The sequence below is a fragment of the Quadrisphaera sp. RL12-1S genome, assembly GCF_014270065.1.
GTDB lineage: Bacteria > Actinomycetota > Actinomycetes > Actinomycetales > Quadrisphaeraceae > Quadrisphaera.
Map to the genome: position 1 here is coordinate 1 of NZ_JACNME010000016.1, position 17,431 is coordinate 17,431.

Annotated in this window: 13 protein-coding genes; all 13 read right to left on the reverse strand. The window is 77.3% G+C overall.

The window, feature by feature from the left end; all coding sequences use genetic code 11:
• The coding region (ftsZ, locus tag H7K62_RS19630; protein WP_370591859.1) for a cell division protein FtsZ at positions 1–1,094 on the reverse strand (1,094 nt) is incomplete at its 3' end.
• A 462-nt stretch (positions 1,095–1,556) separates the two neighbouring features.
• The gene (locus H7K62_RS24315; RefSeq protein WP_186721835.1) at positions 1,557–2,561 is read right to left on the reverse strand and encodes a cell division protein FtsQ/DivIB; all 1,005 of its coding nucleotides are present in this window, start codon (positions 2,559–2,561) and stop codon (positions 1,557–1,559) included.
• Positions 2,558–4,054, reverse strand: a complete 1,497-nt coding sequence (gene murC, locus H7K62_RS19640; protein ID WP_370591860.1) for a UDP-N-acetylmuramate--L-alanine ligase — start codon at positions 4,052–4,054, stop codon at positions 2,558–2,560. Before murC ends, H7K62_RS24315 begins: the two co-directional genes overlap by 4 nt.
• Positions 4,051–5,265: a UDP-N-acetylglucosamine--N-acetylmuramyl-(pentapeptide) pyrophosphoryl-undecaprenol N-acetylglucosamine transferase gene (locus tag H7K62_RS19645; RefSeq protein ID WP_186721837.1), complete on the reverse strand. Its 1,215-nt coding sequence runs from the start codon at positions 5,263–5,265 to the stop codon at positions 4,051–4,053. The genes murC and H7K62_RS19645 overlap by 4 nt, the downstream gene beginning before the upstream one ends.
• Entirely contained in the window at positions 5,262–6,647 is a 1,386-nt protein-coding gene (ftsW, locus tag H7K62_RS19650; RefSeq protein ID WP_222437914.1) for a putative lipid II flippase FtsW, read from the reverse strand. The genes H7K62_RS19645 and ftsW overlap by 4 nt, the downstream gene beginning before the upstream one ends.
• 2 nt (positions 6,648–6,649) lie before the next feature.
• Complete coding sequence (gene murD / locus H7K62_RS19655) at positions 6,650–8,275, reverse strand: UDP-N-acetylmuramoyl-L-alanine--D-glutamate ligase (RefSeq protein ID WP_186721971.1); 1,626 nt, start codon at positions 8,273–8,275, stop codon at positions 6,650–6,652.
• A 16-nt stretch (positions 8,276–8,291) separates the two neighbouring features.
• Positions 8,292–9,398 (reverse strand): phospho-N-acetylmuramoyl-pentapeptide-transferase, encoded by a 1,107-nt coding sequence (mraY, locus tag H7K62_RS19660; protein WP_186721839.1) that lies wholly within the window; start codon positions 9,396–9,398, stop codon positions 8,292–8,294.
• Positions 9,395–10,870, reverse strand: a complete 1,476-nt coding sequence (locus tag H7K62_RS19665; RefSeq protein ID WP_186721841.1) for a UDP-N-acetylmuramoyl-tripeptide--D-alanyl-D-alanine ligase — start codon at positions 10,868–10,870, stop codon at positions 9,395–9,397. The genes mraY and H7K62_RS19665 overlap by 4 nt, the downstream gene beginning before the upstream one ends.
• Entirely contained in the window at positions 10,867–12,594 is a 1,728-nt protein-coding gene (locus tag H7K62_RS19670) for a UDP-N-acetylmuramoyl-L-alanyl-D-glutamate--2,6-diaminopimelate ligase (protein ID WP_370591861.1), read from the reverse strand. The genes H7K62_RS19665 and H7K62_RS19670 overlap by 4 nt, the downstream gene beginning before the upstream one ends.
• A 31-nt stretch (positions 12,595–12,625) precedes the next feature.
• On the reverse strand, positions 12,626–14,647 hold the full coding sequence (locus tag H7K62_RS19675; protein ID WP_186721843.1) for a peptidoglycan D,D-transpeptidase FtsI family protein: 2,022 nt from the start codon (positions 14,645–14,647) through the stop codon (positions 12,626–12,628).
• The gene (locus H7K62_RS19680) at positions 14,644–15,420 is read right to left on the reverse strand and encodes an FtsB family cell division protein (RefSeq protein ID WP_186721845.1); all 777 of its coding nucleotides are present in this window, start codon (positions 15,418–15,420) and stop codon (positions 14,644–14,646) included. The genes H7K62_RS19675 and H7K62_RS19680 overlap by 4 nt, the downstream gene beginning before the upstream one ends.
• Positions 15,417–16,454, reverse strand: coding sequence for a 16S rRNA (cytosine(1402)-N(4))-methyltransferase RsmH (gene rsmH / locus H7K62_RS19685; RefSeq protein WP_370591862.1), 1,038 nt, complete (start codon positions 16,452–16,454; stop codon positions 15,417–15,419). The genes H7K62_RS19680 and rsmH overlap by 4 nt, the downstream gene beginning before the upstream one ends.
• 351 nt (positions 16,455–16,805) lie before the next feature.
• On the reverse strand, positions 16,806–17,237 hold the full coding sequence (mraZ, locus tag H7K62_RS24320; protein ID WP_186721847.1) for a division/cell wall cluster transcriptional repressor MraZ: 432 nt from the start codon (positions 17,235–17,237) through the stop codon (positions 16,806–16,808).
• Between the last annotated feature and the right edge of the window lie 194 nt (positions 17,238–17,431).

Sequence of the window (17,431 nt, forward strand, 5' to 3'; positions counted from 1 at the left end):
GGCGCGACCGGGCCGGCGGGGCCGGCGCCGAAGCCGCTGTGCGCCGGGCGGCCGGGAGCGCCGCCGGTGGGCACGGCCGGGGTGCGCGGCAGCGAGACCGCCGCGGGGGCCGGCTCGGCGCGGCGCTCGTCGCGGCGGGCCTGCGGCACGCCGCCGTCGAAGCCGGCGGCGATGACGGTGACGCGCACCTCGTCGCCGAGGGCGTCGTCGATGACGGCGCCGAAGATGATGTTGGCCTCGGGGTGCGCGGCCTCCTGGACCATGCGCGCGGCCTCGTTGATCTCGAACAGGCCGAGGTCGGAGCCGCCCTGGATGGACAGCAGCACGCCGTGGGCGCCGTCGATGCTCGCCTCGAGCAGCGGCGAGGAGATCGCCAGCTCGGCGGCCTCGACCGCGCGGTTGTCGCCGCGGGAGGAGCCGATGCCCATGAGCGCGGAGCCTGCGTTGCTCATGACCGACTTCACGTCGGCGAAGTCGAGGTTGATCAGGCCCGGGGTGGTGATGAGGTCGGTGATGCCCTGCACACCGGACAGCAGCACCTGGTCCGCCGACTTGAAGGCGTCCAGCACGCTGACGCCGCGGTCGCTGATGGACAGCAGGCGGTCGTTGGGGATGACGATGAGCGTGTCGACCTGGTCGCGCAGCTCGGCGATGCCCGACTCGGCACTGGTGGCGCGGCGGCGTCCCTCGAAGGTGAACGGCCGGGTCACGACGCCGATGGTCAGCGCGCCCAGGGCACGCGCCATGCGGGCCACGACGGGCGCGCCGCCGGTGCCGGTGCCGCCGCCCTCGCCGGCGGTGACGAAGACCATGTCGGCCCCGCGCAGGACCTCCTCGATCTCCTCGGCGTGGTCCTCGGCCGCCTTGCGCCCCACCTCGGGGTCGGCGCCGGCGCCCAGGCCGCGCGTGAGCTCGCGGCCGACGTCGAGCTTGACGTCGGCGTCGCTCATCAGCAGCGCCTGCGCGTCGGTGTTGACGGCGATGAACTCGACCCCCTTGAGGCCGACCTCGATCATGCGGTTCACGGCGTTCACGCCGCCCCCGCCAACGCCCACCACCTTGATGACCGCCAAGTAGTTCTGCGGTGCCGCCACGGTCCCCTGCTCTCCCCGATCGCTTCGGGCCTGCCGACCCCGGATCTGCTGCTCCCGAGGCCCCCTCAGGCCCCGGTGAAGTCTCAACCTCACGTCGAGGTTGAACGTTATGTCACAACGGTGTTGTTTGCAGGCTAGGGGCCGGACGCCGAAACTCACAACTCCCCACGCCGCCGCTGCTGAACAGCGGCTCTGCGGTCGCAGCGCTGCGCTCACGGGCGCTGACAGAGCGCTACGACGAGCACGACTCCTGCGGCGCCGGGCCGCCCGTTCGGGCGATCACGAGCGTAGAGCCGCCCCCTGGGAGTCCCTCACAGGGGGGCGCCGCCGGGCCCCTGAGAACCCACCTCCGCGAGTGCTCGCGGAACCTCGGGGAACTCGCGCCGGCTATCACGGGCACATCACGACGACATCACGGCCGCTGCGCCCGCCGGCCCTCTGCCAGCGCCCGCGCGCCCGGCGTCAGGGCGAGGTGGCGGGCGCCAGCGGCGCGCTCACGTCCACCCGGCGCACGCCGTCCCGGGGCAGCAGGAGAGCCGCCACCCGCGCCTTGAGCGCGTCGTCCCCGGGGCTGCCCCAGACCACCTCCTGGCCGTCGCGCAGCGCGAGCCGCACGTCGTCAGGACCGGAGGCGGTCACCGCTGAGACCTGCTCGCGCAGGGAGGCCGGCAGGGCCAGCGCCACCGCGGAGGCGGCGCGCACCGCGTCCGGACGGCTCGGGTCCACCTGCACCAGGGGGACGCCCTGCGGGGCGGCGTCCGCGGTGGTGATGGTCCGGCCGCCACCGTCGAGGAGGACGACGCCGGGGGCACCGCCCGGCGCCGGCACGGCCGCCACGGGCGTCTTCTCCACCACGGCCACCCGCAGCCGGTGGGCGGGGTCGCGGTGGACCTGCACGGAGGCCACCCACGGCAGGCGCTCCACGCGGGCGGTGACCGCGCCGGTGTCCACCCGCAGCAGCGGCAGCCCCAGCTGGTCGGCGGCGGCCTGCTGCACCGCCGGGACGCCGGTGCGGTCGGCCCCGGTCACCTCGACGTCACGCAGCGCGGTGAGCGAGCTGAACAGCAGCGCCCAGGCGGCCAGTCCGAGGACGGCGACGACGAGCGCAGCCACGCCGACCGCGCGCCAGAGGAAGCGCCGGCGGGCGGCGGGGTCGCGCTCGACGGCCGGGGCGCCCCCGGGAGACCTGCCGGCGCGCCCGCCCCGCACAGGGGGCCGGGACGGCTCGCGGTCCGCCGGCGGGCGCGCCTCGGGCTCAGGGCGCGCCTCGGGCTCGGCGCGCACCCCGGACCGGGCCACCGGTCCGGTCGGCGCGCCGGCCGGCGCGGCCGCGGGACCGGTCTCCGGCAGCCGCACCTCCCGCTGCCGCCCGGTCCCGGGCTGGGCTCCCGGCTGGGGCGCGCCCTGCGGCCGCGGGGTCGCGGGGCGGCGCACCGGCGCCGGCGGTCGGCGGCCCGCGGGGCTCACGCGGTGGTCCCCGAGGCGCGGAGGCCCTCGGCGCGCGCCTCGAGCAGCGCCAGCACCTCGGCCGCGACCGCCGTGACGTCGCCGGCGCCGATGGTCAGCACGAGGTCTCCCTGGTGCGCCCGCTCCACCAGCGCCGGCGCCACCGCGGCCCAGGTCGGCTCGAAGGCAGCCCGGGCGGGCGGGACCACGCGGTCGGCCACGAGGGCCCCGGTGATCCCCGGCTCCGGGTCCTCGCGGGCCGCGTAGACGTCCATGACCAGCACCTCGTCGGCGCCGGACAGCGCCTCGGCGAACTCGGCGGCGAAGTCCCGGGTGCGCGAGTACAGGTGCGGCTGGAAGGCCACCACGAGGCGCCCGCCGCCGGCCACCTGGCGCCCGGTGGCCACCGCGGCGGCCACCTTGGCGGGGTTGTGGGCGTAGTCGTCGTAGACGCGCACGCCGGCGGCCTCGCCGCGCGGCTCGAAGCGGCGGCGCGTCCCGGCGAAGGACTCCAGCCCGTCGCGCGCGGCAGCGGGCTCGGTGCCCAGCGCCACCGCGGCGGCCCAGGCCGCCGCGGCGTCGAGGGCGTTGTGCCAGCCGGGCACCGCCAGCTGCACGCGCCCGCTCCACCCGTCGGGGGCGTGCGGGCCGGCCGCCCCGGGGGCCGCGGCGAGGTCGAACGCGATCCGCCCGCCGGAGGCGTCGGCGCCGCTGACGCGCACGTCGGCCCCGGGCGCCCCGCCGAAGGTCACCACGCGCCGGCCGCGACCGGCGCCGTCGTCGTCCTGGGCCCGCACGGCGGCGGCGAGGGCGGCGGAGCCGGGGTCGTCGGCGCAGGCCACGAGCACCCCGCCGGGCTGCACGCGGTCGGCGAAGGCGGCGAAGGCGGCCTTCACGCCGGCGTAGTCGCCGTGGTGGTCGAGGTGGTCCGGCTGGACGTTGGTGACCACGGAGACCTCGGGGGCGTACACGAGGAAGCTGGAGTCGGACTCGTCGGCCTCGGCCACGAAGACGTCTCCGGAGCCGTGCCGGGCGTTGGTGCCGGCGCCCACCAGCTCACCGCCCACCGCGAAGGACGGGTCGGCGCCGGCGTGGGCGAGCGTCGCGACGAGCATCGCGGTGGTGGTGGTCTTGCCGTTGGTGCCGGCCACGGCCACGCCGCGCAGGCCGGCCATGAGCGCGGCCAGGCCCTGGGAGCGGTGCAGCACGCGCACCCCCGCGGCGCGGGCGGCCACCAGCTCGGGGTTGTCCTCCCGGATGGCGGAGCCGGCCACCACGGTGTCGGCGCCCTCCAGCCGCGACGGGTCGAACCCGGCGGCCACACGCCCGCCGAGGGCCCGCAGCGCGTCCATGACCGGCAGGTCCTTCGCGTCGCTGCCGGAGACGGCCACGCCGCGCTCCAGCATGATCCGCGCGACCCCGGAGACGCCCACCCCGCCGACGCCGACGAAGTGCACCGCGCCGAGCTCGGCCAGCGGCGGCACCGGCGCGGCCAGGTCGAACCTGGCGCTCACCGGGCCACCTCCACGGGCCGCCCGGCGGCGCGCTCCACGAGGTCGGCGAGGCGCTCGTCGCCGTCGCGAGCACCGGCCGCCGCCGACGACGACGCCGCGGCCGCCGCCATCGCCGCCAGGCGGTGGGCGCCGTCGGCGTCGGTGAGCAGGTCGCGCAGCGGGCCGCGGACCCAGTCCGCGGTGACGTCGGCGTCGTCCACGAGCAGCGCGGACCCGGCGGCCACCGCCCCGGCGGCGTTGAGGCGCTGCTCGCCGTTGCCCACGGGCAGCGGCACGTACACCGCGGGCAGCCCGACGGCCGTGGTCTCGCAGACGGTGCCGGCGCCGGCGCGGCAGAGCACGAGGTCCGCGGCGGCGTAGGCGAGGTCCATGCGGTCGGTGTACTCGAGCACCCGGTAGACAGCGCCGTCCGGCAGGCCAGAGGGCGCCACGGCCTTGCCGGCACCGGTGAGGTGCAGCACCTGCGGCGCCGGACCGCCGCCGGGCACCGCGGCCAGCAGCGCCGCCGCGCCCTCGACCACGGCCGTGTTGAGCCGCTGCGCGCCCAGCGACCCGCCGGTGACCAGCAGGGTGGGGGCGTCGGGGTGCAGGTCGAACGCGGCCCGCGCCTCCGCGCGGCGCACGGCCCTGTCGAGCCGGGTCACCTCGGTGCGCATGGGCAGGCCCGTCAGCTCGCCGGCCCCGCCCTGCCCGTGCAGGTCGGTGCCGGGGAACGTGGTGGCCACGTGGCGGGTGAGCCGGGCGCCGAGGCGGTTGGCCACCCCGGGGCGGAAGTTGGCCTCGTGCACCACCACGGGCACGCCCATCCGGCGCGCGGCCAGGTAGGCGGGCACGGCCACGTAGCCGCCGACGCCGACGACGACGTCCGCGCGCGGTGCGCCCACGGCGCGACCCGCCTCGACGACCGCGCGCTCGGCGGCCCGGACGGCGCCCAGCAGCCGGCCGGGCAGGCGCAGCAGCGCCGTCGACGGCTTGCGGGGCAGCGGCACGCGCGGCACCACGGCCAGCTCGTAGCCGCGGGCCGGCACGAGCCGCGCCTCCAGGCCCTCGTTGGTGCCGAGCACCAGCACGCCGGTGGCGGGGTCGCGGCGGCGCAGGCAGTCGGCCAGGGCCAGCAGCGGGGAGACGTGCCCGGTGGTGCCGCCGCCGGCCAGCAGCACCGCCAGGGGGCGGTCCGGGCTGGTCGGAGTGGCGGGCGCGCCGGCGGTCATCGGCTGCCGCCCCGGGAGACCACGGCCAGGGAGCGGCGCACGAGGCCGGGGCGGGCGCTCAGCGCGGCCTGCGCCCCGGGGCTGTGCCGGGCGCACGAGAGCACCAGGCCGACGGCGGTGAGGGTGGCGAACAGGGCAGAGCCTCCGGCGGAGATGAGGGGCAGCGGCACGCCGAGCACCGGGGCCAGCCCGATGACGACGGCGATGTTGACGGCGGCCTGCCCGAGCACCCACACCATGACGCCGGCCACGAGGACGGCGGCGAAGAGGTCCTTGCTGCGGCGCACGACGCGGGCGCTGCACCAGCCGAACACCACGAACAGCGCCAGGACGACGAGGGTGCCGACCAGGCCCAGCTCCTCGCCGAGGATGGCGAAGATGAAGTCGTTGTGGGCCTCGGGCAGCCAGCTCCACTTCTGCCGGCTGGCGCCCAGGCCCAGCCCGGTCAGCCCGCCCGAGGCCAGGGCGTACAGGCCGCTGGTGGCCTGGTAGCCGACGCCCTGGCGGTCGGTGTTGCCGCCGAGGAAGGACTCGATGCGCGCCATCCGGTTGCCGGTGCTGGCCGCCGCGGCGACCCCCAGCAGCCCGACCAGCGCGAGCAGCCCGAGGTGGCGCAGGGGCACCCCGGCCGCGAAGATCGTCCCCGCGACCACGAGCAGCATGACCATGGTGGTGCCGAGGTCACCGCCCGCCAGCACGAACCCGATGATCGGCAGCACGCCGAGCGCCAGCGGCAGGCCCCAGCGCAGCGGCTGGTGGAGCAGCTCGTGCTTGCTGGCCAGCACCACGGCGCACCACAGGACGAGGGCGATCTTGCCGAACTCCGACGGCTGGCCCTGCACACCCGGGGCGAGCTTGACCCAGTTGGTGTTGCCGCCGACGTTGACCCCCAGCGGGGTCAGCACGAGCGACTCCACGCCCACCGCCACGACCACCACCACGGGCGCCACGCGGCGCCAGAACACCGGGGGCAGGCGGGCTGCCACGAACATGGCCACCAGACCGAGCACCGCGAACATCGACTGCGAGATCACGGCGGCGAACGGCGAGGCGCCCGCCTGGATCTCCTCGACGCTGGAGCTGGACAGCACCATGACCAGGCCGATGGCCACGAGCATGAGCACCGCGCCCTGCAGCACCCCGTAGGTGAGCAGCGGGGTGTCCCACCGGGCCAGGCGCCCGGGCAGCGGGCCGCCCAGCAGCGCGTCCCCCCAGGCCGCGGCGCGCTGGCGCCGCGTCAGCGCCGGGCGCCGGGGCGCCGGGCGCGGGGCGCGCCGGTCCGGAGCGGTGGTGCCGCGCGCGGAGGTGGTCGCCGAGGGAGCGACCCCGTCGCGCAGGTCGATGGTCGTGGGGCTCGCCGTGCTCGCGCCCGTCCTGGCCACGGTCAGCCCTCGCCCTCGGTCGGGCTCTCGGTCGGGCCGTCGGACAGGTGCGCGCGCACGGCGGCCGCGAACGCGTCGCCGCGCTCGGCGTAGCTGCTGAACTGGTCCATCGAGGCGGAGGCGGGCGCCAGCAGCACCACGTCGCCGGGACGCGCCGCCGCAGCGGCGGCGCGGACGGCGGCCGGCATGACCCCGCCGGCCGCGGAGGCCGCGGCACCGTCCACCTCGACCACCGGCACCCCGGGCGCCCGGCGCGCCAGGGCGCCGCGCAGCGGCTCCCGGTCGGCGCCGATGAGCACCACGGCCCGCAGTCGGGAGGCCTGCGCCCCGACGAGGTCGTCGAACTGGGCGCCCTTGGCCAGGCCGCCGGCCACCCACACCACGCGGGTGCCGTCGTGGGCGTCGGACCCGGCCGCGGCCGCGGCGCCGGCCAGCGAGGCGGCGGCCGCGTGGGCGTTGGTGGCCTTGGAGTCGTCCACCCAGGCCACGCCCGCGGCGCGGGCCACCACCGCGATGCGGTGGGCACCGGGCTTGGTGGCCAGCAGCCCGTCGCGCACGGCCTGCTGGGAGACGCCGTGCGCGCGGGCCAGCGCCGCGGCGGCGAGGGCGTTGGCCACGACGTGCGGGGCGACCACGCCGCCGGAGGCGTCAGCGAGGTCGGCCAGGGTGCACAGCTCGGCGGCGCTGGTGGCGCGGTCGGCCACGTAGGCGCGGTCGGCGAGGACGTCGTCCACCACGCCCAGCATCGACAGGCCGGGCACGCCCAGGGTGAAGCCGATGGCTCGGCAGCCCTCCTGCACGTCGGCGTCCACGACGAGCTGCTCGGTGGTCGGCCAGTCCTGCGCGTCGGGCTGCTCGTCGGCGTTGTAGACGCAGGCGCGCTCGGTGTCGGTGTAGATGCGGCCCTTGTCGGCGGCGTAGGCGCCCATCGAGCCGTGCCAGTCGAGGTGGTCGGGCGCGAGGTTGAGGACGGCGGAGGCGCGCGGGGCCAGCGTGTGCGCGCCGTGGAGCTGGAAGCTGGACAGCTCCACCGCCAGCACGTCGGCGCCGGCCGGGTCGAGCACGGCCTCCACCAGCGGGGTGCCGATGTTGCCGGCCGTGGTGGCGCGCAGGCCGTGGGCCCGCAGGATGCTGGCGAGCATCGTCGTCGTCGTGGTCTTGCCGTTGGTGCCGGTCACGCACAGCCACGGGGCCGAGGAGGCCGGGCCCACGGGGGCGCCGGCGGGGCCGGCCGTGCCGCGCAGCCGCCAGGCCAGCTCGACCTCGCCCCAGACCGGGATGCCGGCACGGGCGGCCTGCGCGAGCAGCGGCGCCGACGGGCGCCAGCCCGGCGAGGCGATGACGAGGTCCGGCGGAGACCCGTCCACGGTGTGCAGCGCGTCGGAGGCCCCCGGGCCCAGCGCCACCTTCCCGCCGAGGACGTCGAGGAGCCTGGCGCGCTCGGCCTCGCCCGGGCCCTCGCGGGAGTCGACGGCGAGGACCTTCGCGCCGCGCTCGGCGAGGGCGTAGGCGGCGGCGGCGCCGGAGACGGCGAACCCGGCGACGACGACGCGCAGGCCCTCCCACTCGGCGGGGCCGCGCTCGGGGACGCGCGCCGACCCGGCCCGCCAGGCGAGCTCGGGGGGCAGCGGCGCGGGACTCGCCTCAGAGGGCACTTCCGACCACCCACTCCCCGTAGAACAGGCCCAGCCCCAGGCCCACGAACAGCCCGGCGATGATCCAGAACCGGGTGACGATGGTGACCTCGGCCCAGCCGACCAGCTCGAAGTGGTGCTGCAGGGGCGCCATCCGGAACACCCGCTTGCGGGTGAGCTTGAACGACCCGACCTGGATCACCACGGACAGGGCGATGATCACGAAGAGCCCGCCCAGCACCACGAGCAGCAGCTCGGTGCGGGTGGTGATGGCCAGCCCGGCCAGCGCGCCGCCGAGGGCGAGGGAGCCGGTGTCGCCCATGAAGATCTTGGCGGGCGAGGCGTTCCACCACAGGAACCCGATGCAGGCGGCCATGAGGGCGATGGCTACCACGGCGAGGTCGAGCGGGTCCCGCGTGTCGTAGCACGCAGCCACCGGCCCCTCGCGGGTGAGCAGCCGGGTGGAGTAGCAGCTCTGGTTGGACTGCCAGATGCCGATGAGCGTGAACGCCCCGGCCACCGCGGCGGTGGCGCCGCTGGCCAGGCCGTCGAGGCCGTCGGTGAGGTTCACGCCGTTGCTGGTGGCGGCCACCATGAGCAGCGCCCAGACCACGAACAGCACCGCGCCCACCACGGTGCCGACGGCGGCGAAGTTGAACGCCGTGTCCCGGGTGAAGGAGACGAAGGTCGAGGCGGGGCGGAAGCCGTGCTCGTCGGGGAACTGCAGCGCGAGCACCGCGAAGACCAGGCCCACCAGCGTCTGCCCGATGAGCTTGGGCACGCTGCGCAGGCCCAGGCTGCGCTGCTTGGAGATCTTGATGAAGTCGTCCAGGAAGCCCACCACGCCCAGGCCCACCATGAGCCCGAGCACCAGCAGGCCGGACACCGACGGCGCGGTCATGAAGACCAGGTGCGCCACGCCGTAGCCGATGACGGTCGCCGCGATGATCACCGCGCCGCCCATGGTGGGCGTGCCGCGCTTGGTGTGGTGGGTGGTGGGCCCGTCGTCGCGGATGAACTGCCCGTACCCGCGGTGCACGAGGAACCTGATGAACAGCGGCGTGCCGAACAGGGCCACCACCAGCGAGGAGAACCCCGCGACGAGGACGCCGATCACGGGCGCACCTGCCCCGTGCCGACGGCGGACGCGCCGACCGCGGCCAGCCGGTCTCCCAGGTGCAGCAGCCCGGCGCCGTGGGAGCTCTTGACGAGCACCACGTCACCCGGCCTCAGCTCCTCGGCCAGCAGCGCCTCCGCGGCGCCGACCTCCGGGACCCACACCGACTCGTCGGCGTAAGAGCCCTCCAGCACCGCTCCGGTGTGCACCGGCCGCGCCCCCTCCCCCACGGCCACCAGCCGTGAGACGTCGAGGCGGACGGCGTACCTGCCGACCGCGTCGTGCTCGTCGCGCGCGGTGTCGCCGAGCTCCAGCATCTCCCCGATGACGGCCCAGGTGCGCCCGCCGGGGCGGCGCATGGCCTTGAGCGCCCGCAGCGCGGCGCGCACCGACTCGGGGTTGGCGTTGTAGGCGTCGTTCACCACGACGACGCCGTCGGGCCGCTCGGTGACCTCCATGCGCCACCGGCTGGCGGCGCGGGCGGCGGACAGGGCGGCGGCGACGTCGGCGAGGTCCGCGCCGACGGCCAGCGCGCACGCCGCGGCCGCTAGCGCGTTGGAGACGTGGTGCTCGCCGTGCAGCTGCATCGAGACCGCGGCCGCGGCGCGCTCGCCGGCGGCCCCGGTCGCGAGCGTGAACGAGGGGCGGCCCTGGTCGTCCACGCGGACGTCCTCGGCCCGCACGTCGGCGTCGGCGCCCCACCCGAAGGTCACCACGCGGGCGCGGGTGCGCTCGGCCATGGCGGCCACGCGGTGGTCGTCCGCGTTGAGGACGGCGACCCCGCCGTCGGCCGCCGCGGGCAGGGACTCCACCAGCTCGCCCTTGGCCACGGCGATGGCCTCCGGGCTGCCGAACTCCCCCACGTGGGCGCTGCCGACGTTGAGCACGGCGCCGACGCGGGGCCGGGCCAGCTCGCACAGGTGGGCGATGTGGCCGACGCCGCGGGCGCCCATCTCCACCACGAGGGAGCGGGTGCCCTCCTCCACGCGGAGCAGGGTCAGCGGCACGCCGAGCTCGTTGTTGTAGGAGCCGGGCGGGGCCACCACGGGACCGAGGGGCGCGAGCACGGCGGCCAGGAGGTCCTTGGTGCTCGTCTTGCCCGAGCTCCCGGTGACCCCGACCACGTCGAACGGCGCGTCGAGGTCCGGGTCGTCCGCGAGGGCGCGGCGGCGCGCCAGCACCTCCGCGGCCAGTGCCGGGAGGGCGTCCAGCACGCGGCCGGGGACGACGACGGCGGGCACGTCCTCGCCGAGGTCGCGCTCGGCGAGGACCGCCACCGCGCCGGCGCCCAGCGCCGCGGCGGCGTAGTCGTGGCCGTCGACGCGCTCGCCCGGCACGGCGGCGAACAGGTCGCCGCCGGTGGCGGCGCGGGAGTCGACCACCACGCCGCTGACCTCGGCGGCGGCGTCGGCCCCTCCGGTGAGGCGACCGCCGGTGGCGGCCGCGACGTCTCCTAGCGCGATCGGGATCATGCGCGCACCTCCGTGGCGGCCGCCAGCGCGGCGGCGAGCTCTTCGCGGTCGTCGAAGGGGTGGACGGCCCCGCCGACCTCCTGGCCGCGCTCGTGGCCCTTGCCCGCCACGAGCACCGCGCCGCCGGGTCCGCCGGCCAGCGCGAGGGCCACCCCGCGGGCCACGGCCTCGCGGCGGTCAGCGACCTCCACCACCTCGACCACCTCGACGTCCCCGTCCCCGACGTCCCCCGGGTGGCCCGACGCGCCGCTGCGGGCGCCGGCCAGCACGGCGGCGCGGATCACGGCCGGGTCCTCCGAGCGGGGGTTGTCGTCCGTGACCACCACGGCGTCCGCACCGGCCGCGGCGGCGGCGCCCATCGCGGGCCGCTTGCCCGGGTCGCGGTCTCCGCCGGCGCCGAGCACCACCACGAGGCGGCCGGCGGTGGCGGGGCGCAGCGCCGCGAGGGCGGCGGCCACCGCGTCCGGGGTGTGGGCGTAGTCGACCACCCCCACGGGCAGGTGCGCGGCCAGGTCGGCGGGGACGCCCGGCGGGGGCGCGACCACCTCCATGCGCCCGGGCACCCCGCGCGCCGCCGCCAGCGCGGCGGCCGCGGCGGCCGGGTCGTGCCCGGCCGCGGCCAAGACGGCCACGGCGACGGCCGTGTTGGCCACGTTGAAGGTGCCGGGCAGCGGGCTGGCGGCCCGGACGAGCACGCCGCCCGGCCCGGTGAGCTCGAAGGCCGAGCCGGGGCGCCCGTCGCCGCGCTCGCGCACGCTCGCGGGGTCCACGCGCCAGTCGGCCGCCGCGCCCTCCGTCGCGCCGTCCGTCGTCGTCGTGCTCACGGTGGCGGTGGGCACGCCGGCGGCGCGGCTGCGCTCAGCCAGGCGGCGACCCCAGGCGTCGTCGACGCAGACCACGGCCGCGCGCGCCCGCTCGGGCGTGAAGAGCGCGGCCTTGGCGGAGAAGTAGTCCTCCATCGTGGGGTGGAAGTCGAGGTGGTCCTGGGACAGGTTGGTGAAGGCGGCGACGTCGAGCACGAGCCCGTCCACCCGGTGCAGCACCACGGCGTGGCTGGAGACCTCCAGCGCCGCGGCGCGCGCGCCGCGCTCGACGGCGAGCGCCAGCAGGGCGTGCAGGTCGGGCGCCTCCGGCGTGGTGCGGGCGCTGGGCAGCTCCTCGCCGGCGATGCGCGTGCACACGGTGCCCACCAGCGCGGTGGGCGTGCCGAGCTGCTCCAGCGCGGACTCCAGCAGGGTGGTGACGGTGGTCTTGCCGTTGGTGCCGGTGACGCCGAGCACCTGCAGGTGCCGCGCGGGCTCGCCCCACACCAGGGCGCTGGCGGCGCCCAGCACGGCGCGCGGGTCGTCGACGACGACGGCGGGCAGCTCCGCGCCGTCCGCGGCGGCCAGGCGCGCGCCCTCGGCGTCGGTCAGCAGGGCGACGGCGCCCAGCGAGGCGGCCTGCGCGGCGAACCGGGCCCCGTGGGTGCGGGCGCCGGGCAGCGCGGCGTAGAGGTCTCCGGGGCGCGCGCGCCGGGAGTCGAGCACCGCGCCCGTGACCACGAGGCGCTCCGCGCCGGCCGGTGCGGAGCCGCCGACCAGGGCCGCGACGTCCGCCAGCGGTCGCCCGGGCGCGCGCAGGGGCCGGGAGTCGCGAGCGGGCACGGCGAGCACGCTACCCGGCCCGCGCGGCGCCTCCGGGGCGTTCTCGGCGAGCGCGCGGGGAGAGGACTTGTGGATCACAGGGCGCCGCCTCTGCCCGTGGCCTGCGCGCTCACTGCCAGGTCAGCGGCGGCAGCTGGGCGGGGGCGCCGCTGGGCACGATCCCCTCCTTGCCGAGGGCGTAGCCCATGACGTCGGAGAAGACCGGCGCCGCGACGGTGCCGCCGTAGTGGTCCGTCTGCGGGTGCTGGACGATCACGGCGACGACGAGCTGGGGGTCGTCCGCGGGCGCCATGCCGATGAAGGACGCCGTGTACTGGGACTTGCCGGTGGCGCGGCTGGCGGGCAGGTCCTCCGCGGTGCCGGTCTTGCCGGCCACCCGGAAGCCGGGGACGGCGGCGTTGAGGCCCGTGCCGTCGGAGGAGACCACGCCCTCGAGCATGTTCGTGACCTGCGCGGCGGTCTGCTGGCTGACCACGCGCGTGCCCGCGCCGGCGCTCGCGGGGGTGTAGACCCCGTCGGGGGCTGTGGTGCCGGCGACGATGCTCGGCGGCACCCGGACCCCGCCGTTGGCGATGGTGGCGTACACGCCGGCCGCCTGGAGGGCGTTGACGCCGTACCCCTGCCCGAAGAGCACGTTGAACTCCTGGCGCCCGTCCCACTTCTGGTAGGGGTCGAGCAGGCCGCGGGTCTCGCCGGGCAGCCCCAGCTGCTGGTCGCCGATGCCGAACGCCTTGAGGTAGTCGTAGCGCTGCTCGGGGGTCAGCTGCGAGCCCACCTCGACGGTGCCGACGTTGGAGGACTCGGCGAGCACCCCGGCGAAGGTCAGCTTCTCCACGCCGTGCGGGTGGGAGTCGTTGACCGATCCCGCGTCGCGGGCTCCGGGCAGCTTCATGCTGTACGGCACCGACAGCTGGGTCTCCGGGGTGGCCTTGCCCTGCTCGATGGCGGCGGCGGCGGTGATGAGCTTGCCGGTGGAGCCGGGCTCGAAGACGTCCTCGAGCGACCTGTTGTGGCGCAGCGCCTCGGGCGTCGCGCCCGGGTCGGCCGGGTCGATCGACCCCGACTCCGCCAGGGCGAGGACCTGCCCCGTCTTGGTCATGACCACCACGGAGACCCAGTCGGCCTTCTCCTTGGCCGCCTGGGCGGCGGCGGCGTTCTGCGCGTAGAACTGGATGTCGTCGTCGAGGGTGAGGCGCACGTCCCTGCCGTCGACGGCGGGGGTGTTGCTGGACTCCCCCAGCGGGATCCGCTGGCCCCGGGCGCCGCGCTCGTAGAGCAGCTGGCCGTCGGTGCCGGTGAGCGTCTTGTCCTCGGCGAGCTCCAGCCCGGCCAGGGCGGTGCCGTCCTGGCCGACGTACCCGACGAGGTTGCCGGCCGTGGTGCCCGCCGGGTAGGTCCGCTCCTCGTCGGGCTCGGAGAAGATCCCGGGGATCTTGAGCGCCTGCACCGCGCGCCACTGCTCGGGTGTGAGGCCCTTGGCCAGGTACGTGAACTGCAGGGGCTTCCCGCTGGCGCCCGTGCGCGGGGTCAGGAGGGTGACCAGCTGGGCCTCGGGCACGCCCAGGAGCGGCGACAGCGCCGGCGCCGCCTGCTGCGGGGTCCAGAGGGTCTTGACGTCCTTCGTCGGCCCGGTGAACAGGCTGGGGTCGGCCGTGACGTTGAACCGCTCGACGCTGGTCGCCAGCACGTCCCCGTTCCGGTCGGTGATGGTGCCGCGGACGGCGGGCACGGTGACCTTGACCAGGCGCTCCTTGAGCGCCACCTGGGCCAGCTGGTTCGTGTCGAGGGCCTGCACCTGCAGGAGGCGGCCGGTGAAGACGGCCACCACCAGCAGGAGCAGCGCCACGACGACGGCCGTGCGGCGCTGCGGCGAGCCCGTCCGCGCCTTCGCCCGGGCCTTGGGGCGGGCCGTGGGGCGCGCCTTCGGGCGGGGCGGGCGGACGGGGGCGGACGGACGGGCCGTGCGGCTCGCCGGTGCCGGTCGGCCGGTGGCCCCCGCACCGGTCCGGCCGACGGTCCGGGGGGCGCTGCGGGGGGCGCTGCGGGGTGCCGTGCGGGGCAGCGTGCCCGTGCCCGCGCGCGCGGCGGGGCGCGCGGCCGGTCGCTGCCCGGACCCGGGGGCGGGGCTCACGGGGTCCTCCCGGCGGTCGTCGAGGCGGTGGGTGCGGCGCCCGAGCGGGTCCGCGCCGACGCCGCGGCGCCGGCCGAGGGGCCGGCCGGGGCGCTGGCGGCCGGGCCGGTCGGGGTGGCCGTGGCGGTCGGGGTGCCTGCCGAGGGGTCGGTGGCGCTCCCGTCCGTGTCGAGGGCGCCCTGCTCGGCGGCCGCGGCCGAGGACGAGGGGGTCGACGTGGCGGTCGAGGAGCCGTCCGTCGACGACGGGTCCGCGGACGGGTCCGAGGGGGTGGGCGTGGGGGCGGCCGTGGGGCTGCCGACCACCGCCTGCGGCTGCGGCGCCTGCAGCACCAGCCACGCGCGGCGCGGCGCCTTCACCAGGCCCAGCTGCCGGGCGCGCTGGTCGACCGCGCCGGGCGAGCTGACCTGCTGCAGGTGCTCGGTGAGGGCCTGCTCCTGCTCGGCCAGCTGGGTCTGCTGGGCCTGCAGCCGCTGCTCGGCGTAGCTGCCGCCGGAGAGCGCGATGTTGGTCCACAGGGCCACCAGCAGCGAGGCCACCAGCACGGCGCCGCAGAGCACCACGGTGCGCGCCCTCCCGCGCCCGGCCCTCGGGGCCAGCGGCGCGGCGGCCCGGGTGGCCGCCCGGGTGCCGGTGCGGGCCGCGGGCCGCGCCGCCCGCGCCACGGGCCGGCGCACGCCCCTCGGCGGCCGGGGTGCGTGCGGCACCCGCCCGCCCTCGCGCTGGGCGGCGGTGGTCGTCGTCGTCGTCGTCGTCCCGGTGGAGGGGGTCATGCGCGGCCCCCCGGGGCCGGCACCCGGCCGGGGCGGACGCGCTCGGCGGCGCGCAGGCGGACCGGGGCGGAGCGCGGGTTGGCGGCCAGCTCGGCCTCGTCGGCGCGCTCGGCGCCGCGGGTGAGCAGCTGGAAGCGGGGGGCGTGCTCCGGGGGCTCGAACGGCAGGCCCGGCGGCGCGGTGCTCGTGGTGGCCACGGCGAGGGTCTGCTTGACGATCCGGTCCTCGAGGGACTGGTAGCTCATCACCACCAGGCGCCCGCCCACGGCGAGGGCGTCCAGGGCCGCGGGCACGGCGCCGCGCAGCGCGTCGAGCTCCCGGTTCACCTCGATGCGCAGCGCCTGGAAGGTGCGCTTGGCGGGGTTGCCACCGGTGCGGCGGGCGGGGGCCGGGATGGAGTCGCGCACCAGGTCGACCAGGCGCAGCGTGCCGCTGAACGGCTCACGGGCCCGCTCGCGCACCACGTTGTCGGCGATGCGCCGGGCGAACTTCTCCTCGCCGTAGACGTGCAGCACGCGCGACAGGTCGCGCGCGTCGTAGGTGTTGAGGACGTCGGCGGCGGTCAGGCCCGAGGTGGGGTCCATCCGCATGTCGAGCGGGGCGTCGCGGGCGTAGGAGAAGCCGCGGTCCACCTCGTCCAGCTGCAGGGAGCTGACGCCGAGGTCCATGAGCACCCCGTGCACCTCGCGAACGCGCAGGTCGGCGAGGACGTCGGGCAGCTCGTCGTAGACGGCGCGGACGAGCGTGGCGCGCTCGCCGAACCGCTCCAGGCGGGCGCCGGCGATGGCCAGGGCCTGGGGGTCCCTGTCGATGGCCACGAGGCGTGCGGCCGGCAGGCGCTCCAGCAGCGCCTCGCTGTGGCCGCCCATCCCGAGGGTGGTGTCGACGACGACGGGCGCGGTGCCGTCCGGGCGCGGCTGCAGGGCCGGGGCAAGCAGGTCGACGCAGCGGTCGAGCAGGACGGGCACGTGCCGCTCGCCCGGGGACCGGTGCTCGCGCTCGGCGGGGTCGGGAGCGGGCAGGGCGTCGTCCACGTGCGCTCCTCCCGTCGGCGGCTGGGGTCAGGCTCGGGTCCGGCTCGGATCAGCAGGTGCTGACGCTACTGATGGGACGATTGTGACTCAAGTGACGAGCCAGGCAGCGCCCCACCCATCGTGCACGCCCGACGGGCTCTCGCGGGCACATCCGGCCCGGCACGCCGCACGGCCAGGTCCCCATCCGCTCCGACGGGCCGGGGAAGTGGCCCGCGCGGCCTGACACCGGGGAAGGTGCGTCAGGACGCGAGGAGCGGCTGGAGGCCTGGCCGTGCGGGGTCCCGCAGACCGGCTGCCGCGAGCGCCGTCGACGGGCGCCTCAGCGGCGGCCCGCAGACGGCTCGCCGGCGCTCACAGCAGCCCCGGCAGGTCGTCGAGGGTCACGAGGTCGTAGCCGGACTCCGCCTGCGCGAAGCGCTCGCGCCACGCCGCCTCGTCCCAGACCTCCAGCCGCTCGCCGGCGCCCACCACGGCCACCTCGCGGTCCAGGCCCGCGAAGGAGCGCAGCACCGGGGGCACCGTGAAGCGGCCCTGCTTGTCCAGCTCCTCCTCCGAGGCGCCGGCCAGCATGACGCGCAGGTAGTCCCGCACGGCGGGGTTGGTGGCGGTGGCCGCCCTCAGCTCCGCGTAGCGCCGCTCGAAGTCCGCCCTGGGGTAGGCGTGCAGGCAGGGCCCCTGGCCGCGGGTCAGGTAGAAGCCCCCGGCCAGCGCCTCGCGGTAGCGCGAGGGGACGAGAAGGCGCCCCTTGTCGTCCAGGCGCGGGGTGTGCGTGCCGACGAACACGGGCCGGCACCTCCCCCGTTCGGGAGCGTGGCCGTCCCCCGCTCCGCATGGCTCCACGTTACTCCACTCCGCTCCACCGACGGGGCGTCTCGCCCCACCCGGCACCGTCCGTGCGGGCCCCCTCCGCGCGGGCTGGGCGCGGGCCGGGGAGGGGGTGATCGGCTGTGGACTGCGGTGGTCAGGGCTGTGACGTA